This is a genomic window from Paenibacillus sp. FSL H3-0321 (assembly GCF_038002865.1).
Classification (GTDB): domain Bacteria; phylum Bacillota; class Bacilli; order Paenibacillales; family Paenibacillaceae; genus Paenibacillus_AQ.
Genome location: NZ_JBBODH010000001.1, coordinates 194,670 through 218,300, shown reverse-complemented (window position 1 = coordinate 218,300; position 23,631 = coordinate 194,670). Strand labels below are relative to the sequence as shown.

At 50.1% G+C, this 23,631-nt stretch carries 19 protein-coding genes; 2 read left to right on the top strand and 17 right to left on the bottom strand.

Going from position 1 to position 23,631, the window contains the following annotated elements:
• Positions 1–5: 5 nt before the first annotated feature.
• The 3 genes from bshB2 to MHI45_RS00900 are packed head-to-tail and all read right to left on the bottom strand — an operon-like array spanning position 6 to position 1,388.
• Positions 6–689 carry a bacillithiol biosynthesis deacetylase BshB2 gene (bshB2, locus tag MHI45_RS00910; protein ID WP_076112922.1) on the bottom strand — a complete coding sequence of 228 codons (684 nt, stop codon included), beginning with the start codon at positions 687–689 and terminating at the stop codon, positions 6–8.
• 23 nt (positions 690–712) lie between these two features.
• Positions 713–1,057 (bottom strand): YojF family protein, encoded by a 345-nt coding sequence (locus MHI45_RS00905; RefSeq protein ID WP_076112895.1) that lies wholly within the window; start codon positions 1,055–1,057, stop codon positions 713–715.
• A gap of 22 nt (positions 1,058–1,079) precedes the next feature.
• Positions 1,080–1,388, bottom strand: a complete 309-nt coding sequence (locus MHI45_RS00900) for a hypothetical protein (protein ID WP_076112896.1) — start codon at positions 1,386–1,388, stop codon at positions 1,080–1,082.
• A gap of 160 nt (positions 1,389–1,548) precedes the next feature.
• Between MHI45_RS00900 and MHI45_RS00895 the strand changes: the two genes are divergently transcribed.
• A complete protein-coding gene (locus MHI45_RS00895; protein WP_076112897.1) occupies positions 1,549–2,067 on the top strand; it encodes an RNA polymerase sigma factor in 519 nt (172 codons plus the stop codon).
• Positions 2,054–3,667: a DUF4179 domain-containing protein gene (locus MHI45_RS00890; RefSeq protein WP_076112898.1), complete on the top strand. Its 1,614-nt coding sequence runs from the start codon at positions 2,054–2,056 to the stop codon at positions 3,665–3,667. Before MHI45_RS00895 ends, MHI45_RS00890 begins: the two co-directional genes overlap by 14 nt.
• A gap of 172 nt (positions 3,668–3,839) precedes the next feature.
• On the opposite strand, the gene MHI45_RS00885 is transcribed toward MHI45_RS00890, so the two are convergent.
• The 14 genes from MHI45_RS00885 to MHI45_RS00820 form a co-directional block, all read right to left on the bottom strand.
• Positions 3,840–4,910 (bottom strand): glycoside hydrolase family 76 protein, encoded by a 1,071-nt coding sequence (locus MHI45_RS00885; protein ID WP_256718207.1) that lies wholly within the window; start codon positions 4,908–4,910, stop codon positions 3,840–3,842.
• Positions 4,911–4,934: 24 nt separating this feature from the next.
• Complete coding sequence (locus MHI45_RS00880) at positions 4,935–5,999, bottom strand: glycoside hydrolase family 76 protein (RefSeq protein ID WP_256718208.1); 1,065 nt, start codon at positions 5,997–5,999, stop codon at positions 4,935–4,937.
• Positions 6,000–6,041: 42 nt separating this feature from the next.
• Positions 6,042–6,929 (bottom strand): carbohydrate ABC transporter permease, encoded by an 888-nt coding sequence (locus MHI45_RS00875; RefSeq protein WP_038592017.1) that lies wholly within the window; start codon positions 6,927–6,929, stop codon positions 6,042–6,044.
• A 35-nt stretch (positions 6,930–6,964) separates the two neighbouring features.
• Positions 6,965–7,852 (bottom strand): carbohydrate ABC transporter permease, encoded by an 888-nt coding sequence (locus tag MHI45_RS00870; protein WP_038592014.1) that lies wholly within the window; start codon positions 7,850–7,852, stop codon positions 6,965–6,967.
• A gap of 73 nt (positions 7,853–7,925) precedes the next feature.
• Positions 7,926–9,236 (bottom strand): ABC transporter substrate-binding protein, encoded by a 1,311-nt coding sequence (locus MHI45_RS00865; RefSeq protein WP_076112899.1) that lies wholly within the window; start codon positions 9,234–9,236, stop codon positions 7,926–7,928.
• Between the two features lie 48 nt (positions 9,237–9,284).
• Positions 9,285–10,622, bottom strand: coding sequence for a glycoside hydrolase family 125 protein (locus tag MHI45_RS00860; protein WP_076112900.1), 1,338 nt, complete (start codon positions 10,620–10,622; stop codon positions 9,285–9,287).
• A gap of 125 nt (positions 10,623–10,747) precedes the next feature.
• On the bottom strand, positions 10,748–11,908 hold the full coding sequence (locus tag MHI45_RS00855; protein WP_076112901.1) for a GntR family transcriptional regulator: 1,161 nt from the start codon (positions 11,906–11,908) through the stop codon (positions 10,748–10,750).
• Between the two features lie 201 nt (positions 11,909–12,109).
• Positions 12,110–14,200, bottom strand: coding sequence for a beta-galactosidase (locus MHI45_RS00850; RefSeq protein WP_341118820.1), 2,091 nt, complete (start codon positions 14,198–14,200; stop codon positions 12,110–12,112).
• A gap of 59 nt (positions 14,201–14,259) precedes the next feature.
• Positions 14,260–15,138 (bottom strand): carbohydrate ABC transporter permease, encoded by an 879-nt coding sequence (locus MHI45_RS00845; RefSeq protein WP_256718209.1) that lies wholly within the window; start codon positions 15,136–15,138, stop codon positions 14,260–14,262.
• 14 nt (positions 15,139–15,152) lie between these two features.
• The gene (locus MHI45_RS00840) at positions 15,153–16,034 is read right to left on the bottom strand and encodes a carbohydrate ABC transporter permease (RefSeq protein WP_076112903.1); all 882 of its coding nucleotides are present in this window, start codon (positions 16,032–16,034) and stop codon (positions 15,153–15,155) included.
• Between the two features lie 33 nt (positions 16,035–16,067).
• Complete coding sequence (locus MHI45_RS00835; protein ID WP_076112904.1) at positions 16,068–17,402, bottom strand: ABC transporter substrate-binding protein; 1,335 nt, start codon at positions 17,400–17,402, stop codon at positions 16,068–16,070.
• 133 nt (positions 17,403–17,535) lie between these two features.
• Positions 17,536–18,819, bottom strand: coding sequence for a response regulator transcription factor (locus MHI45_RS00830; RefSeq protein ID WP_076112905.1), 1,284 nt, complete (start codon positions 18,817–18,819; stop codon positions 17,536–17,538).
• On the bottom strand, positions 18,786–20,507 hold the full coding sequence (locus tag MHI45_RS00825) for a cache domain-containing sensor histidine kinase (RefSeq protein WP_076112906.1): 1,722 nt from the start codon (positions 20,505–20,507) through the stop codon (positions 18,786–18,788). Before MHI45_RS00825 ends, MHI45_RS00830 begins: the two co-directional genes overlap by 34 nt.
• A gap of 109 nt (positions 20,508–20,616) precedes the next feature.
• Complete coding sequence (locus MHI45_RS00820) at positions 20,617–23,619, bottom strand: glycoside hydrolase family 2 (protein WP_076112907.1); 3,003 nt, start codon at positions 23,617–23,619, stop codon at positions 20,617–20,619.
• Between the last annotated feature and the right edge of the window lie 12 nt (positions 23,620–23,631).

The window sequence follows — 23,631 nt, the reverse complement described above, 5'->3', positions numbered from 1 at the left end:
CTATATCATAGAGATGAATCGAACCGGTAGGTCCAGAACTGTTCTGTGCCGAACCGTTCGCGGATTTCTTCATCACTCAGCTCCCGGTTCCCGACGAGTTCCGCCGCTTGGAATTGCGAACGGTGCGCCGTAATCGAGGCCATTTTCTTAACAAGGAATGGTGTCACGTCTACGGTCACATCTGCTTTCCCGATTACCATCTCATGATTGCTGGCGAAGGCGCTGCAGTACACAAGCGGCCGTTCTGCCGCGGGGAGCCGGCTGATGGTTCGGATGACGGCGGCCCCGGTGGCATCATGATCGGGATGCACACTGTACCCTGGATAGAATGTGATGACCAGCGACGGGGTCAATTCCTGGAGTAGTGACAGGATGCGGGAGTCCAGCAGTAGCTGGTCTTCGAACTCAATCATTTTATCATGGAAGCCGAGCATCCTTAAGTCTTGAATGCCAATCGCATGGCAAGACGCTGTCAGTTCCTCCTTGCGGATTGCTGGCAAGCTGACACGGCTCGCGAACGGCGGGATGCCCATATTGCGGCCCATCTCCCCTAGTGTCAGACAAGCATAGGTGACTTGAGCGCCGCCTTCTATGTACATAGCCAATGTCCCTGATGCAACGAATGCTTCGTCATCGGGATGGGGAAATACCACTAGGATGTGCTCATGTTTGGCTTGTTTAGTATTCATGGCTGCTTGATCCTCCGCTTTCATTAGAACTTTTCCCGGCTTAATTGCAATGACACAATTAGCTTTCCTTGACTGTCGTGCCCGGCCATGATAAGGCGTTCATGCTCATTCTCATCAACATGCGTAAGGCCCTCAGCATAGATCCAGCCGTTTGCTGTCTTTAATCCGACCCGGTAAGGACCTGTGCCGGAGATGGAGCCGTGCGTATATGAGACGGCCGCATTGGTGATGAACGCCGAAGCGGTTGGCCGGCTGCTGTCCAAATGACTGGCATAGGCGCCTGTCGTGAGTTCAAGGTGCAGGTAAAGTTCCTGACCGGTGAGGCGGTCGATCACGGTTTGGATGTCTTGAGGATGTATCGGCTGCATAATGGCCTCCTTGATTGGTGTTTTACCCTTCAACTATATCAGCTTGCAGTTCCGTTGCAATTTCAATCATTTTGGGAACTACAGCTTCGTTGGAAATAGCTACATACAAATCACCCATGTAAAGCCGGAAAGGAATTTCCACATCCCCCTGCTTCCACATAAAAAAGTCTCCATCAATGGACATGTTGCTTTCCGGGCCTTTTACGGTCAAAACCTGTGAGTACGCAAAGTCGGGTTTGGCCGCAAAGTAATCTTTGCATTCATCCAAAGAGATGGATGGCTCCGTATTGTTTTCCTGCATTGATCGTGTGATACGAAAACGCTGATTCATTGATAGGCCTCCAAAATTTTTTTGAAATCTATAGCTTCTACAAAACTATATTCTCTCATTCTCGGAGTCTACTGTCAAAACTATAGTGTACATAAAAATGAACGATTGCCAGCCTCTATCTGTCTTATTGATGAGAACAAGAAAAAGGGGGTGCAGCAGAATGACTGACCGGGAAATTTTCGAGCTATATAAAGAAGATGTTTATTATTTTTGCTATTATTTGATGAAAAATCAGGCAGATGCTGAGGATATTAGCCAAGAGGTATTTGTCAAAGTGATTTTGGCAGATAGATCAAAGGTAAGGAACTTAAAATCGTGGATTTTGCGAATTGCTTCAAATGAGTGTAACAGCCTGATCAGAAGGCGTAAAACAGGAGTGATGAAAGAATTACGTAATTATTTACTATCCAGGTCTCAGGACTCCAACCCTGTCGAAGAGCATTTAAATCGCCGGGAAACTAGAAAAGAAATTCAAGGCTTATATAGTAAGCTTCCCGACAAAATCAGAATGGTAGTAGTCCTTCGTTTTATTAACGAATTGACTGTACCCGAGATCTCTAAAGTGATGGACATACCCGAAGGAACTGCAAAATCCAGACTAAATAAGGGGCTTAAGCTGTTAAAGGGCAAGATGGTTGGAACTCAACTAAAGGAGATGAGCAGCAATGAATCAGTATAATGTAAAGGATAAGAACATTCCCCTGCCGGATTATGATTTAATGTGGACAGCCATAGAAAAAGAAGCATATCAACGCCAAATAAATCTGCAGCCTTCGCAGAATATTCCTAGACATCGTGCGAAGGTTGTTCCCATCAGTATCGTTTTCTCATGCATCTTGCTTGTCGCCATTCCTGTATACGCTAGTGTGACGATGAATTGGGATGAAATTGGCGGCCGTAGTGTGACCAATGCATTAAAAAACGGTATCGGCCAGCAGTATGATCTCCAAGCTTCCAGTTCTGGAGTTACAATGAACTTGAACGGTGTGGTAACGGATGGAGAAAAAATGAAAATGCTCATATCTCTGGATACTAAAACCGACCTAAGCCAATATATTGGAATTGCTACAGAGAAAAATACCATGACAAGTGAATCCGGTAGTGAGGCAAAAGTATACGGCAATTTAGAATACGACCCGGTAAGCAAGAAACTCCTTGGTGTATACGAAACCCCTGATACCTTAAAGGATGATAAAAAAGACTACAAATTTGAAGCGCAAAATCTTATTTTTCTCCGTAATAGGGATATTCCCTTAGAATCTAACCCTCAAGCCGGAGATACGATTGTTACCGGATCTACACAGTATCCAACCCTCCATATTGAATCCGTTCGACAAGCTTCAAATCAAACCATTATCCGCTATAGAGTCGCTGCTTCACCAGCTGACTTGGGACGCGGCACCCCGCAACTGGTAATTAATGCTGGTGGTCAAGTGAAAGAAGCAGTTCCTACCATCATGCCTAGCGAAGGTTCGGATTTGTTTATTGAACAGGTATTCGATATGACTGAACCCGATTGGAAGGATGCCAGTCTTCATTTTAGTTACATTGAAGAAGCAAAACGGATTTCGGGCAGTTGGAAGTTTGATTTTAAAGCAGATGGAAAAAAGGCAAGTGAAGCTATGTACACTAAGAAATTGCACACCAGTCCTGAAGTCCAAAAAAAGACAGGCATAACGTTCGATCAGCTGGTGATTACCCCTTTAGTTATCCAGATCCTAATCAATGAAGAAGAATCGCTTAAAAAAGGAATTGTCCACTACAAAACTGCTCAGCTGGTTATAGGGGATAAAACAATCGCCGGGGATCGGGTTTTAAAAGGAGATCATCCCGAAAGCTATCAGCATTTATTTGAATTTGAATCTTCGGAGTGGTATAAGGACTGGTCTGATGTTCCAATGAAACTTAAATTAAAAGATGCTGTCATTGAAAAACGGGATACCTCTAAGAATTGGATCACGCTAAATAAACCTAAGAAAGAAAAGCAGTTCGCCAAACTTAATGTGGATGGATTTGATATTCAATTCACGTATTATATTGAGGGCGAAAATTTGATAGTCGAGTCCCATTCCGAATCCCCTCGCTTCAAGGGTGTTAACCAAACTACGGTACGGATTAATGGCAAAGAAATAGTACCTGAAATTACACCTAAGGGTATGGTATCTACAGGGGTTAATATCGATAGCTACAAAGGTATTCCCTTTGATGAAAAGATTGAACTGAACCCTGGTATCTATAAATACAGCGATCCAAGCCGGAACGAAGAAGTTAAACTCTAACTGAATTCAATAATAAACCAGCGGCAGTCTTCGATTGGAAAATATAGTCCTAGACTGCCGCTGGTTTATTGAACTAACGTTCTCCGTTAATGCTGTTCCCGATCTGAATTTTCAGTCTTTAGAGCAGATGTTAGATTAGAAATATATCTTAGATAACCTGAGATTCTCTGCCTCACTCATACCGCTGATTCTCCAAAGCGGCAATACCTTCAAGCAGCATCAATCCACTCAGCTGCACGCTGAGCTGAACCGGCAGTAAAGGCTTAAGCTCCCATGAAGGGCCGCAGAGTCCCAGCTCGTGGTCCAGTCCTTTCGTCCATAAAGCGTGGGCATTCGCCAGGATAACTTTACGGATAGGAAGTGTTCCAGGAAACTGCTTCTCCAGCTGAACCCAGTAGCGGATCAGAATTCCTTTGAACAATCCGGTGTCATCAATGCCTTCATCAGGCAGCATGAGTGTAACCGGGTGGCACAGGCGGCGTATGCTTGTGTCGGCTGTCCGCAGGGCATCGTCTGCATATTGCTGCTCTCCTATAACACGGTACAGTTCAAGCGCCGCTCCAAGAAACACTCCCTGGCAGTAAGTGAATTCCCAGTCATAATCAATCTGGCCGTCTCCCAGCCTGTTAATTCCGTCCCATACAAAGCCGGAGCCGGGATCCACCAGATGGGCTTTGTTCCATTCGTAAATGCGGACCGCCCATTCCAGATCCTCCGGATCCCGGAACAATCCGTACAAACGGGCAGCCAGAATGGCTGCGGGTGCATTAGCCGGGGTGTTCTTATAATCCAGCTGATCCTTCTTCCAGGCCATTCCTCCCCCGAAATGGCTGTTCCACGCGGTTTGAATATCAGACCACAGCTCCAGCACAGCATTCTTGTATTCTTCTTCCCCGGTAGCCTGGTACGCCCGCAGCAGCGCAAGAGCCGTCCACTCCATATCATCATAATAATTATGGGAAAAGGTACCGCCATTATAAGCACACAGACAGCGGCTGAATTCTCGGATACGCAGGGGAGCTGCGGGATCTCCCGTACGTTCATAAGCATCGACAAGCACATCCATCACATGGGCCTGCCACCAATAATAGAAGTTATCGTCCGGACGGATATGCGCTTTGGGAAACCACTGATTCATAATACCGGTCTCTTCATTGTAATAATGCTGCTGAAGGCAGCGCTGGAGCCAGTCCGCACGCGCCTTCCAGTCCGCCTGTGCTGAAGCTTCAGCAAAAATGTCCATAGAATCATCCCCATCTGGCGTTAATTATTCACCGATAATAGTGCCAAGTTCAGCGATCCGCTCCAGCAGCTTTATGCCGCTGAGCTGGGAGCTTAGCTGCACAATGCCGCCGGGCGGGTGGCACCAGTCCGTTCCAAACAACGAACTTTCCTCCGCCCTCCCTCTCTCCCAAAGCAGTTCCGCATTTCTTTGAAGAAAGGATGCAGCTTCTCTGGCCTCAGGATCGGACTTTACAAGTTCGGCGGTATAGCGGACCAGTATGCCCTTGAACAGACCGCCATCTCCGCCGCCCTCATCCGGCAACACCCTGAGCTGCGGACCGGTTAGCTCTTCAACGGCTGCGGCGAAGGTCTGCCGGGCATCTTCAAGGTAGCCGGCTTGATCCGTAATCCGGTACAGTTCAATTGCGGCGCCTATATACACTCCTTGATTGTAGGTGTATTTCCAGTTTTTATCGATTGTGCCATCCCCCTCACGGTTCAGCCCATCCCAGACAAAACCGGTTTCCGGGTCGACGAGATGTTTCTTTTGCCAGCTTAGAATCCGTTCTGCCCATTCTAGATCCTGCGGATCACCGAAGGCCTGATACAGCCGGGCAGCCAGGATGGCGGCAGGCGCGTTGGCCGGGGTGTTTTTATAATCAAGCTGCGATTTCTGCCAGGCGATGCCGCCGCCCATATGCTCGTTCCAGCCCGTCTTGATGTCCTGCCACAGAATTAATGAGGTCTGCTTGTAGCTCTCCTTCCCCGTTGCCTGATACGCACGTAGCCATGATAGTGCCATCCATTCCATATCATCATAGAGCTCATTCGGCCAACTTCCGCCATTGCGGCGGAGAAGACCTTCATGCAGCGAGACGAGACGTTCTTCGTACCGTCTGTCTCTTGTCCGCAGCAGACCGTCCACCAGCGTATCCACCGCATGAGCCATCCACCAATAGTGAAATATAGTGTTGCATTCCCCATTCGGGCAAGGCGTCTCAATGTTGTACATGCCCAAGTCTTCGTTCCAGAAATAATGATCCAGCGCTTCCTGCGCCTTGTCCGCCCGTTCCTCCCACAGTCGTGGCTCAATTTTCAATTGCTTCATAAGGCTCTCTCTCCTCATATCTGATCTGGTTTCAGTAGCTGCTTACCCTTTAATACCGCTGAACGCAATGCCCTGAACAAAATAACGCTGCAGGGCCAAAAAGAGCACCAATATCGGCAGAATCGCGACCAGCGCACCCGCCATCATCGGCCCGTAATCGGTCTGAAAGTTATAGGAAAAGGCCTGCAGCCCCATTTGAATGGTCGCTTTATCCGGATCATTTAAGACGATCATCGGCCAAAGGAAACTGTTCCACCCTGCCTGAAAGGTAAAGATGCTTAAGGTAGCCAGTGCAGGTTTCGTGAGCGGCAGGTAAATGCGCCAAAAGATCTTAAATTCACCACAGCCCTCAATCCGGGCCATTTCCAGCATGTCGCTGGGCAGGGTGAGGAAAAATTGCCGCATGAAGAACACCGCGAACGTCCCGGATGCGCCCGGCAGAATAATGCCCCAGAAGGAGTTCATCAGTCCGTTGCCGCCACTGCCGAAAAGATCATTGCCTCCGGCGAATGGAATATGGCGCATCACATAAACGGTCGGAATCATGGTTACGATGCCGGGGATCATCATCGCAGCCAGGAGCACCCGGAATACCGGCTTATTGAGCCTGAATTTCAGCTTCGCAAAAGCGTAGCCGCTGAGTGAGCCAAAGAATAAATTGGCCAGTACACCAGATACGGCAAGAACAAGCGAATTCCAGAAAAATAAAGCAAATGGCACGGTCGAGAATGCTTTGCGGTAATGATCAAAAGTCAAATGCTTCGGAAACCATTGGATCGGCATCGCAAAGATTTCCTCATCCGGTTTCAGGGACGTTAGTACGCTCCAATAGAATGGCAGGAACATGGCAACTGCAATAACGATACATACGATATAATAAATGGATTTGTTAATGCCCCGCTTCAGGGCGGAGCCGCCGGTAACACCCATAGCTGTAAGCCTCCTTTTTTCCTGGGCAGCCCTGTTTAAATGACTGACTCTTCCGCTTTGGATATCCGCATATTGATCAGTGAAAAGACCAGGATGGCCATCGCCAGCACAAATGCCTGCGCAGAAGCATAGCCCATTTGCAGCTGGTTAAAGCCTTGCTGGTAGATCAGATAGACCGGTGTCTTCGTGACATTGGCCGGCCCTCCCTGCGTCAGAACAAAAGCCTGGTCAAACAGCTGCAGTGCACCGATGATCGCCATGGTACTGACCAGGAAAGTAGTCGGACGTAACTGCGGCCAAGTGATATACCGGAAGCAATCCATTTTGTTAGCACCATCCAGCCGGGCCGATTCATACAGATAATCCGGAACGCCTTGCAGACCTGCCAGATAAATAATCATATTAGAGCCGACGGACTGCCAGAGTGTCAGCAGGACTATTGAGAGCATGGCCGTTCTTGTCTCGGACAGCCAGGCCGGTCCTGTAATCCCAACGTAGGAGAGCAATCCGTTAATCAGCCCAAATTCCGGGTGCAGCAGCCAGATCCATACCGTTGCTGCCGCGACAGCTGAAGTCAGCGTAGGCAGATAATAAAAGGTGCGGAACAGCTTCACCCCGCGCCACGCCCGGCTGAGCAGCAGTCCCAATAGCAGTGAAATTAGAATATTGAGCGGCACAAAAATCAGCGAATACAGAAACACATTGCGGAAGGTTTTCCACAGCAGATCATCATGAGCCAGCCGCCGGTAGTTATCAAGCCCGATCCAGTCATTTCGGCTAAGCACATCATAATTGGTAAAGCTGAGATATAAGGCCATTACTACTGGAATAATTGTAAAGACCACGAACAGCAGCACTGTAGGCGTGATGAACAAATAAGCAGTCCGCGCCTGATGTCTTTCCACTTTTCTCATGGAAGCCATACAACTCCCCCCTTCATTATGCGGCAAGGTTCCATAGTGGCAGGGAGGCACCGCCTCCCTGCTGCTACAACTGCTACTTCACAACTTCGTTATCCTTAAGCATTTGGTCTCCCTGCTCCTGAGACTTCTTAAGTGTGTCCTCAATACTCAGTTTGTTCTGCTGGTTAAGCTGAAGATTCGGCGCTAAGGCATCCGTCTCCATTACGGAATAGCCGGGATGTGACGGGCGGACCTTAGCAAATTCCAGGGTTTCCATAAAAGGTTTCCACAGTGGATCATCCTTGAAGAACGGGTCCTCCATCGAAGGCTTGAAGCCAGGCAGGTTCAAGCTGGTCTTAGCCCACAGCAGAGCGTTGTCTTTGTTAGCCGTCCACCATTTGATAAATTCCCAGGCCTCATCGTGATGCTTGGAGCCCTCAGGAATAACCAGGCCGAAGCCGCCCATCACACTGCCTTTGTCACCGTTAGGGCCTGCTGGCGGAGGAACAACGCCGTATTCCAGGTCTTTGCCGTATTTATTGTAAGTGCTGAGCATCCATGGGCCTGAATAGAGCATAGCGACTTTTCCGGTAACAAAAGCATCCTGGCCTTCTCCGAGCCCCAGCTCAAAGCCCACTTTGTACACTTTATCTTTGTTCATCATCCGGTCCCAGAATTCGAGCACCTGCTTACCCTGCTCATTGTTGAAGTTAGTTTTCCCGTCTTCTGTCAGCATGGTGCCGCCCGCCTGCTGGAGATACATGTTGAACAATCCCAGGTCTGCCATGGAGAAGCCTGCTACTTCAAGCTTGTCTCCGTTCCATTTCGTCAGCTTCGCAGCCGCCGCTTCAAGCTCATCCCAAGTCGTCGGCGGCTGAAGCCCGGCTTCGGCCAGCAGCTTCTTATTGTAGAATAGTGCACGAGCGTCTACTGTAAGCGGCAGACCGTATAATTTATTGTCGTAAGAAAGTTCGTTCAGCGATTCGCTGTAAAAATCATCTTTGGAGATCCCATCACGTGTTAAATAGTCATCCACCGGATGCAGCACATTTTTGGGCGCATAAAGTGAAGTCCGCCAGCGGTCCCAGAAAAGTATGTCAGGAGCACCGCCGTTCGTGGCCGCAGTAAGAAACTTAGTGATCATATCCTGCTGCAGCACGTATTTCACGTGAATCTTATCCTGTGATTTGTTAAAAGCATCGACCATCGTTTCGAACTGCTTCTGGCCTTCTCCGCCCCAGTCCCCCCAGAAAGTAAGCTCTGTCTTCTTTGCACTCTTGCCGCCTTGCTCTGTTCCGCTTTTCCCTGCATTGGCATCCCCGGAATTGCCAGAATTACCGCCACACCCGGCGGCCAGGCCAGAGACCGTCACCAGAGTAAGTGCTGTAATCAACCATTTCTTCATTGATTTCATCCCCCTCAGACTATTTGGTATGTCATTGTTGCCGTTCATTTAGCTGCGCTTTACTTCGATTCCGCAGCGCATGAGCACCAGCTCGCAGAACATCATATTGGCCCAAGAGAACCAGGGACGGGTGTACGCGCCGGGATCATCTGCATGAAAAGCTTCATGCATAAACCCGGTACCGTTATCACACTGCGCCAGCCGGTCAAGAATGGATTGCTGTTCCTCTGTATCTCCTGAAGTCATTCCTTGTACCGCTAAGGCGATTGGCCAGATATAACGGTTTGGGGTATGGGGACTGCCTATGCCTGCTGCGGCTATGCCTGAATAGAAATAGGGATTACTCTTGCTCAAAATGAAGCTGCGGGTATTCATATATACAGGATCATCAACTGGAGAGTAGCCGAGATAAGGAATGGAGAGCAGGCTGGGAACATTGGCATCATCCATCAAATTCACACTACCAAGCCCATCTGTCTCATAGGCATACACAGTCCCAAACTCAGGGTGGTCCACAGTACCGTGTTGCCGGATACCTCTTTCGATCTGCTCCAGCAGGTGTTGCGCGGAAGCTGCAAGCTCAGAGCTGTTCAGCACCTCAGCGGCAATTTCACACACATACCGGAGAACAACGACAGCGAACATATTGGCCGGGATGAGATAGCCATATTCGCAGGCATCGTCGCTTGGTCGAAACCCGGACCAGGTCATTCCTGTATAGGCCGTCAGGCTGCCTTTGCCTTCACGGACCAATGTATCCGTTGGCGCTCCATGTAGGCGTTGAAACGTATAGAGGGAATCGCGCTCATGGTTCTGTTCGGTGGTCCACAGTTCAATAATCCGCCGGACCCCTTTTTCAAAAGCAGCATCAAATTGGCTGGTCCGTCCGGTATTCTTCCACAGTAAATAGCTGAGCTGGATCGGATAACATAAGGAATCTACTTCGTATTTCCTCTCCCAGATCCAGGGGTTCATTGCCGTGAGATCATCCTGATGCCCCCGTCCATCCGCCTCTTGATTAAAAGCGTTTGCATAAGGATCAATCTCGATAAAAGCAAATTGCTGCTTAACCAATCCTTCGATCATGTCTGCTATTTCTTCATCTTCAGCGGCAAGGATCAGAAAAGGCCTGACCTGTGCGGCAGAATCCCTCAGCCACATGGCAGGAATATCACCAGTAATGACAAAGGTCTTTCCGTCTTTATTGCGTTTTATTGTTGTATTCCAGGTGTTCGATAAACATTGTTCGAACATGTCCGCCAGTTTTGGGCGGTCCTGCAATATTGTCCGAACCTGTGCAGCCAGCCGTTGTATGGATTGGGGTAGTTCATTTGAAGAGTACAGTAGAAATAACCTCCCTTTTGTATTTTTATTAAGCGCTTTCATTAAATAGTATATTGGTATACAAATAATATGTCAATCAATATTTTAGACTTAATGATATATCATTTCAAGAATCTGGATATAAAAAAACCCATCCGATTGAATGGGTTCGTCGCTATCTGTTGCCGTTACTTTCGAACTGCCGGTCCGGTCGAGCTGCCGGGGATCAGCTTCGCCTCCAGCATTACCTTATTCGGTACAGAATGCCCGTTCATAATTGTCAGCACATTCTCTACCGCAAGCCGCCCCATCTCTTCTTCATTCTGGCGCATATGGGTGAAGGCATAACCTCCTCCAAGTTGTGTCGGCGGACTGTCGAAGCAAATAATGGAGATATCCTCGGGGATGCGCAGTCCCAGACGTTCCACCGCTGTCTTGGCGAGCAAGGCAATATTGTACTCGATGGCAAACAGTGCAGTAATGTCAGGGTGGCTCTTCAGATGGGATTCCAGGCGCACGAGATCATGTTCAATATTATCCGGGTTAAAAAACTTCGGCAATGTCGAGGTTAAGTCACTGACCCACAGCTCCTTATCCACCATGATTCCCCGCTGGGCATGTGCCTGTATGAAGCCTTCAATCCGGTCCTCGACGGCAGTGGTATCGACCGGCGGAGGCGAAAGAAACGATATATGGGTATGTCCCAAATCAAACAAATACTCTGTGGCTTCAAGCGCTGCCTGAAGATTATCCGTGCTGATCGATGCGGCGGCTACCCCCTTTAAATGTCTGTCCACCAGCACCAGGGGGAAACGGCCAATGACCAGCTTGAGGATTTCCGCGTTGAAATATTCGCCCTGCGCCGGGAAGATAATCAGTCCATCCACACCCAGGTTGAGCAGCTTCTGGATGGATTGCTCTTCATTCTCGGGAATACCGAAGGTTCTCCGCAAGACCAGAAAGCAGTCATTATCGCGTGAAGCCTGCTCCATGCCATAGATCAGACCCGTACCGTAGCTGTTGCCAAAATCGGTGATGATCAGCCCGATGGTCTTCTCTTCAACATTGATTGCAGGGATTCCGGTACTTGTTCCGGGAGGCAGCTCCTGAAGTTCAGCGACCGGATCGGCCACAAACGAGCCCCTGCCCGGCTTACGGACGATCAAATGCTCGGCGGCCAGCAGCTCAAGCGCTTTTTTACTGGTAATACGGCTTACATTATAGCTATCAGCCAGTTCTTTCTCGGAAGGAACACGCTCTCCAAGCTTATAGGCTTGAGTCAAAATGCTCTCCTTCACTTCGTCAAAGATCTTCTCATACATCGGCTTAGAAGACGTCGGTTCGTTCATGACCTTCACTATCTCCTGACTCTTATTATTCGTGATTTACATAATAATATATCATGATATATTATGATTGTCGATGTATACATAGTCTTTCTGTATTCATTATAGATCTGCCTGCAAAAAAACCTAACAGACGGACGCAATATAGCTGTGTCCGTCTGTTAGGTAGATTTTATGAACTGCCGCTGATGTAGTTCAAGTTAATCAGGTGATCTCAAGAAACAATGCACAATCAAAAGGCTGAAGCAGGATGGGATTGGATTCATGCCATTCCTTGGAGGATTCAGACTTCAATTTCGGGTTGCAACCCTTGTTCATTCCACTTACTTCCGAAACCAGACTCCATCCCTTTGGAATATCCAATTCGCATACCGTCCGGTTATGATTCATGACAAAGAAATAAGTACCGTCCTTTCCCCGTCTCCGGGTAATCTCGACGCCTTCCGGTGCGGCTGCGATTCCACAGACCCCAGCGTCGCCAATCATCTCTAAGACCAGCTTTTCCATCGTCTCCGGCCCCAATTCCGTGCCGGCATAATAGGCTCGTCCCCTGCCGTATGCATGGCGGGTAACCGCCGGTGTCCCGGCATAAAAATCTCTGGTGTATACAGCTAGTACCTCTGCGCCTTCCACTGTGATCACATCGCACCACAGCTCCGCTTCCTCTTCAGACTTCCCGCCTTCATCTTCCGTTTGGGTTGCCCTGGAAATCCCCTCATCATTCAGCCATCTCACACTTTGCCCGAATTGGCGCAGACAGTCATAATCGTAGATGCTTAGACCCAGCAGCTGTGAATATTGTCCCGGCAGCGTCAGTGAAATAACGGCATTATTCCGGTCCTTGACTGCGGTCCGCATATCGAGCAGGACATGCCCGCCCGATTCTGTATATTCATATAGTCTTCGGCATAGCTCTGAATCGGTGACGAACAGAAGCGGAAAAATCAGCACTTTGTACTTTGAGAAATCGTCATTTTCGGAAATCAGATCTACAGGGATATTGTGATCAAATAATGCTTTATAATAACGGTGCAGATGTGCGACGTAGTTCAGGCCGGGATGATGCGGCTGGATTTGCAGCGCCCATTCCTGGTCGTAGCTGAACACAATCCCAACCTCGGCTTCGGGAAGTCCCCCGCGGAAAGCCTCCATATGAGGAGCCAGTTCGGCTATGCTGTCGCGGATTTCATCGTATCGGCGACCCGGAATACGGCTGTGCGGCAGAATGCCGTGCCAGTACTGCTCGCTGCCGAACAGGCAGGTATCCCACCGGAAATAGACGATGGTATCCGCACCATGGGCAACGGATTGAAAGGTCCAGAGCCGTATCTGCCCCGGCCGTGGCGTTGAGCCGAGAATTTCCATACCTGTCGGTCCGGCGAGCTGCTCCATCACCCAGAACGGCTTCCCTTTGGTTCCCCTCATAAGATCGAGCGCCATGCCGAGGTGGGAGGGCGAGCTGCGCTTGATCCGCTCCTCCAGAAACAGCATCGGGTATTGATCGTGGGAGATGAAATCCAGATCCTTCGCCAGCTCGAAATAATCAGTCTTGTCAAAGAAGCCCATAAAGTTATGCGTAATACGATGGCCGGGACATACCTCCCGCAGTATATCCGCCTGCCACTTTTGGAACTCGACGACCAGACTGGAGCAGAATCGTTTCCAATCTAGCAGAAGCGATGGATTATGGCTGTTAGGTGTAGCAAGTGGAACGGGAATCTGCGAGAAAGAGGTATAGGTCTGGCTCCAGAACACCGTTCCCCACGCCTCGTTCAGGCCTTCGATCGTCCCATGCCGTTCCTCCAGCCATCGGTGGAACCTTGCCCGGCAGTGATCGCAATAGCACAAATTACGGTGACTGTTACCCAGCTCATTGTCAATTTGCCAGCCGGCAACATAGGGGTTGTCCCGGTAGCGCAGAGCCATGGTCCGCACAAATTCTTTAATATGCTTCCGGTAGTGTGGATGCGACTGGCAGTCATGATGCCGGCCGCCAAAGCCAACCCTCTGTCCCTCCGCATTCAGGGGGTACAGATCTGGATGAAGCTCCATCATCCACACCGGCGGAGCCGCCGTCGGTGTGCCCAGCATGGTTGTAATCCCCTGCTCTCCCAGCAGTTCAATGGCTTCGTCCAGCCAGCCGAAATCATAGATGCCGGGACTCGGCTCCATCTTCGCCCATGAGAACTCCGCCATCCGTACAACCTCGATGCCCATCTCCTTCATCATTACTGCATCCCGCTGCCACAAGTCGGGCGGACAATGCTCGGGATAATAATCAACACCAAATTTCATGGCTTGCGTAACTCCTTCCCATTCACGAGGTAATGTCCAGCTCTTTAATCTATTCGTGTTTATCCTTTAATCGCGCCGTCAATCATGCCGGAAATAAGCTGTCTCTGAAAAATCAGAACGATAATAAGCAGCGGCAGCACGCTTACAACCGAGCCGGCCATGATGAGATGATAAGGTGTATTGTTGCTGTCCTCCAGCGCCTTGAGCGCCACGGACAACGTCATATGCTCCTGCGAGCGCAGAATAACGGACGGCCACAGAAAGTTGTTCCACTGCTTGACGAACAGGATAATCCCCAGGGCGGCGAACGCCGATTTCAGGTTGGGAAGAATGATCCGGCGGAACATGCCAATCTCGCTGCAACCGTCGATTCGTGCCGCTTCCATCATTTCATCGGGAATGGAACTGCAGTACTGCCGCATGAAGAAGATGCCAAAAGCATTGGCCAGATCGGGTAAGATCACTCCCCAGATGTTGTCGATGAGATGCAGGTTCTTATAAATGACAAACAGTGGAACCATCGTTGCTTCATGGGGGATCATTAGCGAAGCGAGCACGAAGACGAACAAAATGTCCTTGCCGCGAAACCGATATTTGGCAAAGGCGAACCCGGCCAGGCTGCAGAACAGCAGTGCAGTAATCGTCATGGTCGTGGACAGCAGCAGACTGTTCCAGGTGATGATTCCAAATTTACGGTTCACGAACAATTCAGTGAAGTTCTCCCAATGCAGCGTTGTCGGCAGCCAGATCGGCGGATTGACGAAGATTTGGCTGATATCTTTCAGCGATGAGCTGAATAACCAGAACAGCGGAAACAACGTGATGAGGGAGACCACGGCCATCAGGACAAATGCTGCACCAGCGGTCAGACCCTTCTCACCTGAACGGCTGGCCCTTTTCGCCGCAGACTTCATTTTCGTTTGTGTCAAAAGCGTCATTCGGTTCTCCCCCCTTATTTCTCATCGAATAGACGCATCTGGATCAGCGATATGCTCATCATCAAGATGAAGAAGCAGACAGCGATTGACGAGGCGTAGCCGAAGTTGAAATTCTGAAAGCTTTCGTTATACAGCATCAGCACCGGCGTCAGCGTCGAATTTAGCGGACCGCCTTTGGTGAGAATGTACGGCTCGGTAAAGAGCGAGAAGGTGCCGATTGTGGACAGCACGGTGCAGAATAGCAGCATTTTTTTAACCAAAGGAATGGTAATGAAGAAGAAGCTTTTCACTTTCGTCGCTCCATCGACATAAGCCGCTTCGTACAAATCCTTCGGAATACTTTGCAGACCGGTCAGCAACAGCAGCATATTGTAGCCGAGCCAACGATACAGCACCATTAACGCCACAGAAAAGCGCGCCCACCACGGGGAATCAAGCCAAGGAAGCGGAGACTTGATCCAACTGAGGTTAAGCAGGAACGTGTTGATCAGCCCGTCTTGGGTATTGAATAGCAGCACGAATACGAATGATACGGCGACCACCGACACAAAATTCGGCACAAACAGAGCCATCCGGAAAAATCCTTTGCCCACCATCCATTTGGAGTTGAGCATACTGGCAAAGATTAAGCCAAGAAAGAGCATTAGCGGCACATACATCAGGAAGATGACTAAGCTGTTCCACAGCGACAGCCAAAAGTAATGATCCTTCAGCAGCGCCGTATAGTTGTCCAGCCCGATGAATAGCTTGTCACTTGCACCGTTCCATTCCGTGAGACTGAGATAAAACGAATAAATAATTGGATACAGTGAAAAGATGCCAAATAATATAAAGTATGGGGAAATGTACAGATATGGAGCGTAACGGATCTGTCTGTTCCATCTTGTCTTGCCCATAGATATTCTCACCTCCTTGATCCTTGCTGCTGTCTACTCTCTTTTGGTCTTCTGCCGGAGTTCATCGGCCATTGTCTTTAACGCATCTCCAGAGGAGGCGTCATTCAGGAACACCTTTGCCCACACGTCAGTCATCAGCTTGTTGGCCATCGGGAAATCGGAGGTGTAAGCAAGCGGATAGGTGCTCTCCAGTGATTGGGCATACACTTTTAAGATAGGCTGGCCCTTGAAGTAATCAAATTGCTTGTCCATTGCCGAGTCGGAATATACCGTCTTCAACGAGGGGAATAGCCCCGCTTCCAGCATCATTTTGGTCTGAGACTCCTTATCGCCGAGCATGAATTCGATGAATTTCCAGGCTTCTTCCGGGTGTTTCGAGTTTTTATTTATCGCCATGTTGGACCCGCCTTGGTTAGCCCCGCCATATTTATCGTCTGCTGACCATTTCGGCATCGTCGTAACTGACCATTTGCCCGAATCCTGCGGCGAGTACTGCTTTTCGATGATCGCGTCATGCCAGGAACCGCCGACTACGCTGGCGATTTTACCCTCACCGATGGCATTGCCCCAAGGGTCGGAGTTGGCGCGGGCGTCATAGACAAGCTCTTCCTGCTGCATCTTGATCAAGTAGTCCGTGATCTCCTTCACTTCCGGACTGTCAACTGTGACCTTGCCGTTCTCGTCAAAATACCAGTATCCGCGCTGCCACATCATAGACTCGAACACGCGGTTGCTGGAATTGGTCTTCGAATCGCCGTACATGAACGCTCCTGTCTTCTCCTTCACCAGCTTGGCGGCTTGATAATAATCGTCCCAAGTCTTAAGTTTGGCAGCGACCTCATCGGGATCGGTCGGCAGACCGGCCTTAGCAAACAGGTCATTCCTGTAGAACATCACCACCGGGCCGCTATCCCATGGCATGGCATAGATTTTGTGGTCCATGGTGGCGTCCTTCCATTTGTAGGGCACGATATTATCTTTATATGGAGCCACACGTTCGGTAATGTCGAGCAGCGAATTGATCTCCACCATCTGTGATAGATTCGTCGATTCGAGCGCCAGCACATCCGGCACCGCGTCGTCTGTATTGGAGGACACCAAATACTTCTGATAGAGGTCGGTGGATTTCATGGTTTGGAACTCAACTTCGATATTGGGATAAGCTTCCTTGAACCGGTCCATATTTAGATCAATCCCGGCTTTGGCCTGCTCCCAAATCCAGACGACAAGCTTCACCTTCTCCTCTCCCCCTTGATCCGTTCCAGCCGATCCGGAATTACTCTGTGTGTTGGAACCAGAACAGGCGCTTAACAGCATGGAAGCTGTAAAAAGCATGGAAAGCAGCATTTTCCCTCTTTTGTTATGCATTGTTTGACCTCCTTGAGTGGGTTGATACCATCATAAGAGAAATGTAAGGGTTTTCAAATCCGACTGCCGTTCGAAAAAGGTTCACTTTTATTGGAATGTAATAAAAAAGCCCGTTTTCTACACGGGCGAAAGGTCAATTCATTGGATTTTGGTGTCTTTTTGTTTGTTGGCGGTATTGTCCCGGAGCGAATCCGACACTTTTCTTAAACCATTTGGCGAAGTATTTGACGTCTCCAATCCCGATCTTCTCCGCAACTTCCTCCATACGGTAGTCTGTCATTGCCAGCAGATTCTGTGCCCGTTCCAGCTTTTTCTGGGAAAGAAAATCAATCAGGCTGCTGCCTGTTGCTTCTTTGAATACGGTGCTGAAGTAACTGCGGCTTATACCGATCCGGTCGGCGATTTCGCCGACTCGGGGATCGAGATGCAGATGGTGGTTGATATAGTCAATGGCGCTGAGAATATCCTCCTTATGCTGGCGGCTAACCAGACGGGTCTCGCGCTCGATTGCCCGCAGGCGCAACAGACGCAGCACGCCCTCTATCCATCGTACCCCGCCCTCAACCGGCCCCTCCAGTCTCCATCCCAATCCGGGATTACGTGAACTCTTCAGATGCAGCAGTTCATGCTCCGCCGTATCCCGTTCCGCCCAGTGGCAGGCCAGTAACACAGTACCGTCTGGACACGGTAAGAACGCACGTCCTGGTGACCCGGATGCAAATGCCTCACCAATCTTTAGAAAAGTTTTTGGCTCCGGTTCCGGGCCAATTGGGGAGGGGACTTCATTGCGGTATTCCTTCCGTTTGTCATCAGACATCGAAAAACTGGAATTGTTAGCGCTTCCATTTTCATACAAATGAAAGATGCAGCCGCCTCGGGTCATCCAGCTCCAATCTCCATTCAGCTTGGCTACCAGCCTCTCGTCTGCAGAGATATCCTGTACCCGAAGCCACTCCATCACAATTTGCATCTCGTCCTCAGATGCTGCCATGGAGGACTGATTCTGCAGATGAAGCTCGCATTCACGCCGGATTTTATCGAGGCATCGCTCCATTTCCTCGTCGCCCATGCTGGTTTTTACAATATAGTCGGAGATACCGAGCTGGATCCCCTGCTGTGCGTAAGCAAAGTCGCGGTGACAGCTCAGAAACAGGATTTTGACATGGGGATATCTGTGTCTAATTTTATGAGCCAGCTCGATTCCGTCCATCTCGGGCATCACGATATCAGTAATGACAATGTCGGGTTCATGATTGACCACCTTCTCCCAGCCTAGGATGCCGTTAGGTGCATCGCCGACGACTGCCATGCCATGTCTGCCCCAGTCCACTGTCATCCTCAGCCCTTTTCTCACAAGCTGTTCATCATCAACGATAAGCACCTTCAGGGGTAAATCTCTCCGTAAGTCTTTGGCCATCGTATGATCACCTTACTTCCGTGGTTTCGTTCGGACTCTATCGTAAAATCGCAGTTTTCGCCAAAATGCATGTTAAAGCGCTCTCTGACATTCCGCATGCCAAGTCCTCCTTTCTTGCCCGGAATGACTTGGCCGTTCCTCACATAGAGCAAATGCTCCGGCTTGATACCGATCCCGTTGTCAGTTAACTCCGCCTTAATTTCGCCTGATCCGGAGACGAGTGACAGCCTAATTTCACCTGCTCCGTCTGTAAAGCCGTGAAAAAAGATGTTCTCCAGTAGCGGCTGGAACACCATCCGCGGCACCAGGCAGGACATCAGCTCCGGCTCGGCCTCCAGCTTGAAACTAAAGGCATCATCGTACCGGAGCCGCTGGATTTCGATAAAATGAAGCACTAAAGCCAGTTCCTCCTCAAGCGGTACCAGTGTTTTAGTCACTGCAAAAGTGCTCTCCAGGACGGCAACCAGATGCTCAATCATTTTCTGAATATCGCGGCGCCCGGCCAGCCTCGCCTTCCACTGAATGCTGTTCAGAGTGTTAAATAGCAGGTGGGGGTTGATCTGGTAGTGAAGCGCCCGCAGTTCTGCTTCGCTCTTCAGCTTTTCGCTCCGGCTGATCTCACGCACCAGATCCTGGATTTGTCCGGTCATCCGGTTGAAGGATTGGCTTAAATAGCCCAGCTCATCGCTGGTGAGCACCGGGGTCTGGATGAACAGCTCCCCTTGTCCGAATCTTCGCATCGAATGGGTCAGCTTTTGAATGGGCCGCGTAAGCCGAAGCGAGAAGAAATGGGCCATCGCGATGGCGAAGAGCAGCGTGCAGCCCGCAACGATCAGCGTATAGTTCAGGATCACGCCCGAGGAGCGATAGAACTCAGCATGCGGCATTCTGGCCTCGACAGTCCAGCCCTCCCGCTCCATAACGCCGGACCAGACAATATCGTCCTCCGGACTACTGTATTTCTCTGAGCTTTGCAGCAGCACGCTTCCGTCCGCTGCCCGTATTTGCAGGTGAGCATTCATATTATGCTGAAACGCCCGAAGCAGATTCACCACGGAATCCGCCTTCGTATCGATTAGAATCCGGCTGCCTGGCGGGAGTCCGAAGTGATCCTTGACCGGCACAACCAGGCTGATGACCATGTTGTCATTTACAAAGCTGTAATAGTAATCCGGCCGGTGGATGATAACTTGTCTTCTGCCATTCCCGGAAACTTGGCGCCAGAAGGAGGAGTCCGTAAGCCTTGCCTGATCAAGTCCGCCGCTTCCGATAAATTTGCCCGAAGGCATCACAACCGAAACACTTACAATATTGACCGTTTCAAAAGATATAAGATAGCGCTGGAGCGCCTGTTCCTCCTTATACCGGCTATAGTTCAGCGTTCCGCCATCTTCGATGACCATGGGTGTAGAGATCAAATAATTCAGTAGATTGCCCGTAATATTGTCCATCTGCGCGATGCTGGTATCCAAATGGAGCTTAAGCTCCTCAATGGCGTTCATTCCGTAGCTCCCGAACTGTGAATTCACGATCTGCGACGATTTATGATTGGAGAAATAACCCATTACGGCCAACGGAAGCAGCGCAATGACTGTGAAGAACATCAGCAGCTTGGCGTACATGCTTCGGCCTATTGATAATGCCTGCGGTTTGCCTTTGTTCCGGGGGTGTGAAGCTTTCGTTTTCATTCCGTTCCCTCCACAGCATCGACTGGCCTTACCAAAGCGTAAAAAGGGCAACCGGATCTACGTGATCCGGTCCCCCTTGCCTATTTCCGCAAATCCGGTTAATCCCGGTTTATTCGTCTTCTTTGAACACCGGTGCAATATTCAGCTCAAACTGGAACTCCTTCTCATCCAGCCTGTAGGGAGCCAGCAGCGCGGGACCGCAGGAATTGGAGCCTACGCCGCTCATCTGATAATCCAGATGAACAATTGTCTCCGGCCTGCGGGTCAGATCGTATTGATGCAAGGTTTGGGTCAGATCCTCCGGCGTATAATGCGAAGCATTGAAGGAGAATGGACGGTCACTCCGGAATCTCAGTCCCATGCCGAGCTCATTCGAGACAATAACCCATTCCGTTTCATTGTGGGAACCGTTCTCCTGCGGCATGATATAATCCACAAACTGCTCATCGACGGTAGTCAGGTATTTTCCTATTTTAGTGCTATGTCCCTTGTCGATGTAGCTTTCATGGGGACCCCTGCCGAAATATTCGATCTCCTCATTCCCTTCCGGCATCACGGCGCACAGCCCGAACCGGGGCAAGAATGGAATACCGTCTCTGGTCGTTACGTTAGTACGGAGATAAAGCTCTCCTGTTGCGTCCACCTTCCAGCGGAACGTTCCCCGTAAGAACGGCGGACGTAAATAGCCTCCCATCGAGAAGAACGCTTCCAGCTCTACGGCTTCACCGTCCTGCCGGATCGTGTCCACGCGGTAAATATGGGTTACAGCCCGTTCGTACCCCTCCTGCATCCATTCGTGCTTCACGAACCGGTCATTATCCGCCGGGGCGCGCCATACCGCAAAAGAAAGCGGCGCAAGCAGCATCTCCACTCCGTTCTTGACCAGGCTGTCAAACATACCGGCGCCAAGATTAAAGCCATATTCAAAATCGAAGCCCGTGATGACAAGCCGGTCGTCCCGGCGCTCCACCTGGAGAGGTGACCGGGCCTCGGGTTGGAACAGCTCAAGCTGCGGAGCCGGCAGTTCAAACTGGCCGAAGGAAATTTCATGGCCGGGTGATGCCCACCAGGTTTCTTTCGCAATCCTGCACGACAGAGTAACAAAATACCTTCCTGGCTCCTCCGGAATCCCGAAACCAGCTTCGACTGTCTGCGAGCCGTGAGGGCCGGCCGACAAACCGCTGATTTCACCTTGACTTACCGTTTCACCGTCCTTTTCCAATTTCCACAGAACTCTCACATGAGATAGATCCCTGAAATCATAGCGGTTGTGAATTTCTATAAGCCCCGATCCGATTTCTTTGGCTTCAAATACAACGGGTGCAATCACCTGCTTGAGTTCCAGCAGTCCGGAATGCGGCTTCCGGTCGGGGGCAACCAGACCGTCAATGCAGAAGTTGCCGTCATTAGGCTGATCGCCGAAATCTCCCCCATAAGCATAATAAGGCCGTCCGTGTTTCATAATCTTGATGCCATGATCCACCCATTCCCAGACACATCCACCCATCAGCTTCGGATACCGGTTGATCACATCCCAGTAATCCTGCAAATCACCGGGCCCGTTGCCCATGGCATGGCTGTATTCACACAGAAACATCGGTTTGGTCGTATCCGGATCGGATGCGTACGCTGCAATCGCCCCGCTGGAGGCATACATCCGGCTCTCCATGTCGAGCACCTCCGTATCCGGGCTGCCGCCGTGACGGGGATCCGAACCCTCGTAGTGAATAGGACGCGAAGCGTCCCTTGCTTTGGTCCAGCGGGCCATTGCCATATGGTTCTCTCCATAACCGGATTCGTTGCCCATGGACCAAATGATGATACATGGGTGGTTCTTATCCCGCTCCACCATCCGGGTTGCCCGCTCGACAAAAGTTTTCTCCCACTCGGGGTTGCGCGTGAACCAGTTGAAGTCTCCTGCAGGAAGCGCGCCATGACATTCCAGATCGGCTTCTCCGATCACATAGAAGCCGTATTCGTCGCAGAGCTCCAGAAAACGGGAGTCGTTCGGGTAATGCGAGGTTCGAATGGTATTGATATTATGCTGTTTCATCAGCCGCAAATCTTTGATCATATGATTGACCGGAATCGTTTGTCCAAGCTCCGGGTGGGAGTCATGACGATTGACACCCTTAAGCTTTACCGCTTGACCGTTGATCGTGAACACGCCATCCTGAATGGATATTTCGCGTAAGCCTACGGGAAAATGCAGCACTTCATCACCTGCGAACAAGTATAAATGGTATAAATGCGGGTTCTCTGCATTCCACAGCACGGGATTCTGCACATGCAGCTTCAACGTACCTTGGCCTTCGATCATGGCCTGCGCCCGTTCTATCTCCGCACCGTCTGCATCCTGCAGAACAGCTTCAACTTCAAGCCTGCCTGTTGTCTCCACCTCGCAGTTTAGCTCCGCACTATCGAAGCTTGCGGACAGAGACGTGCGGTTGAATACATCGGAGATATGAGCGGACTCCCTGGCAAGCAGGTAGACGTCCCGGAAAATACCAGAGAATCTCCAAAGATCCTGATCCTCCACATAACTTCCGTCACACCATTTCAGCACCATGACAGCCATCCGGTTCACACCAGGACGGATATAAGGCGATACATCAAATTCGGCCGGCATCCGGCTTCCTTGGCTGTAGCCAACAAATTGTCCGTTCACCCACAGGTAGAAGCAAGAATTGACTCCTTCAAATACCGCAACCTTCTCCTTGCCGTTCCAATTATCCGGCAGTGTGAACTCCCTGACATAAAGTCCAGCAGGATTATCATTGGGCACGAAGGGCGGGTCAAACGGAAAGGGATAGTTGATGTTCGTGTAATGCAGTTGATCATAACCGTTTACTTGCCAGCAGGACGGAACCACCAGATCATCCCATCGGCTAATGTCATGGTCAGGGGCTACACAATCTTCCTTGACCGCTCTGACGCTGGTGTGATATTTGAACTTCCAGCGGCCGTTCAGCGTCTGATAATACGGGGAACGCCCCCGCTTTCTGCGGCGCGCGTCTGCAGCTGACGCGTATGGGATATAGTAAGCTCTAGCTGCTTTCCTGTTAATCTGCAGCGTCTCGGTATCTTCCCAGTAATTCGGAATAAATGACATGACCATCCTCCT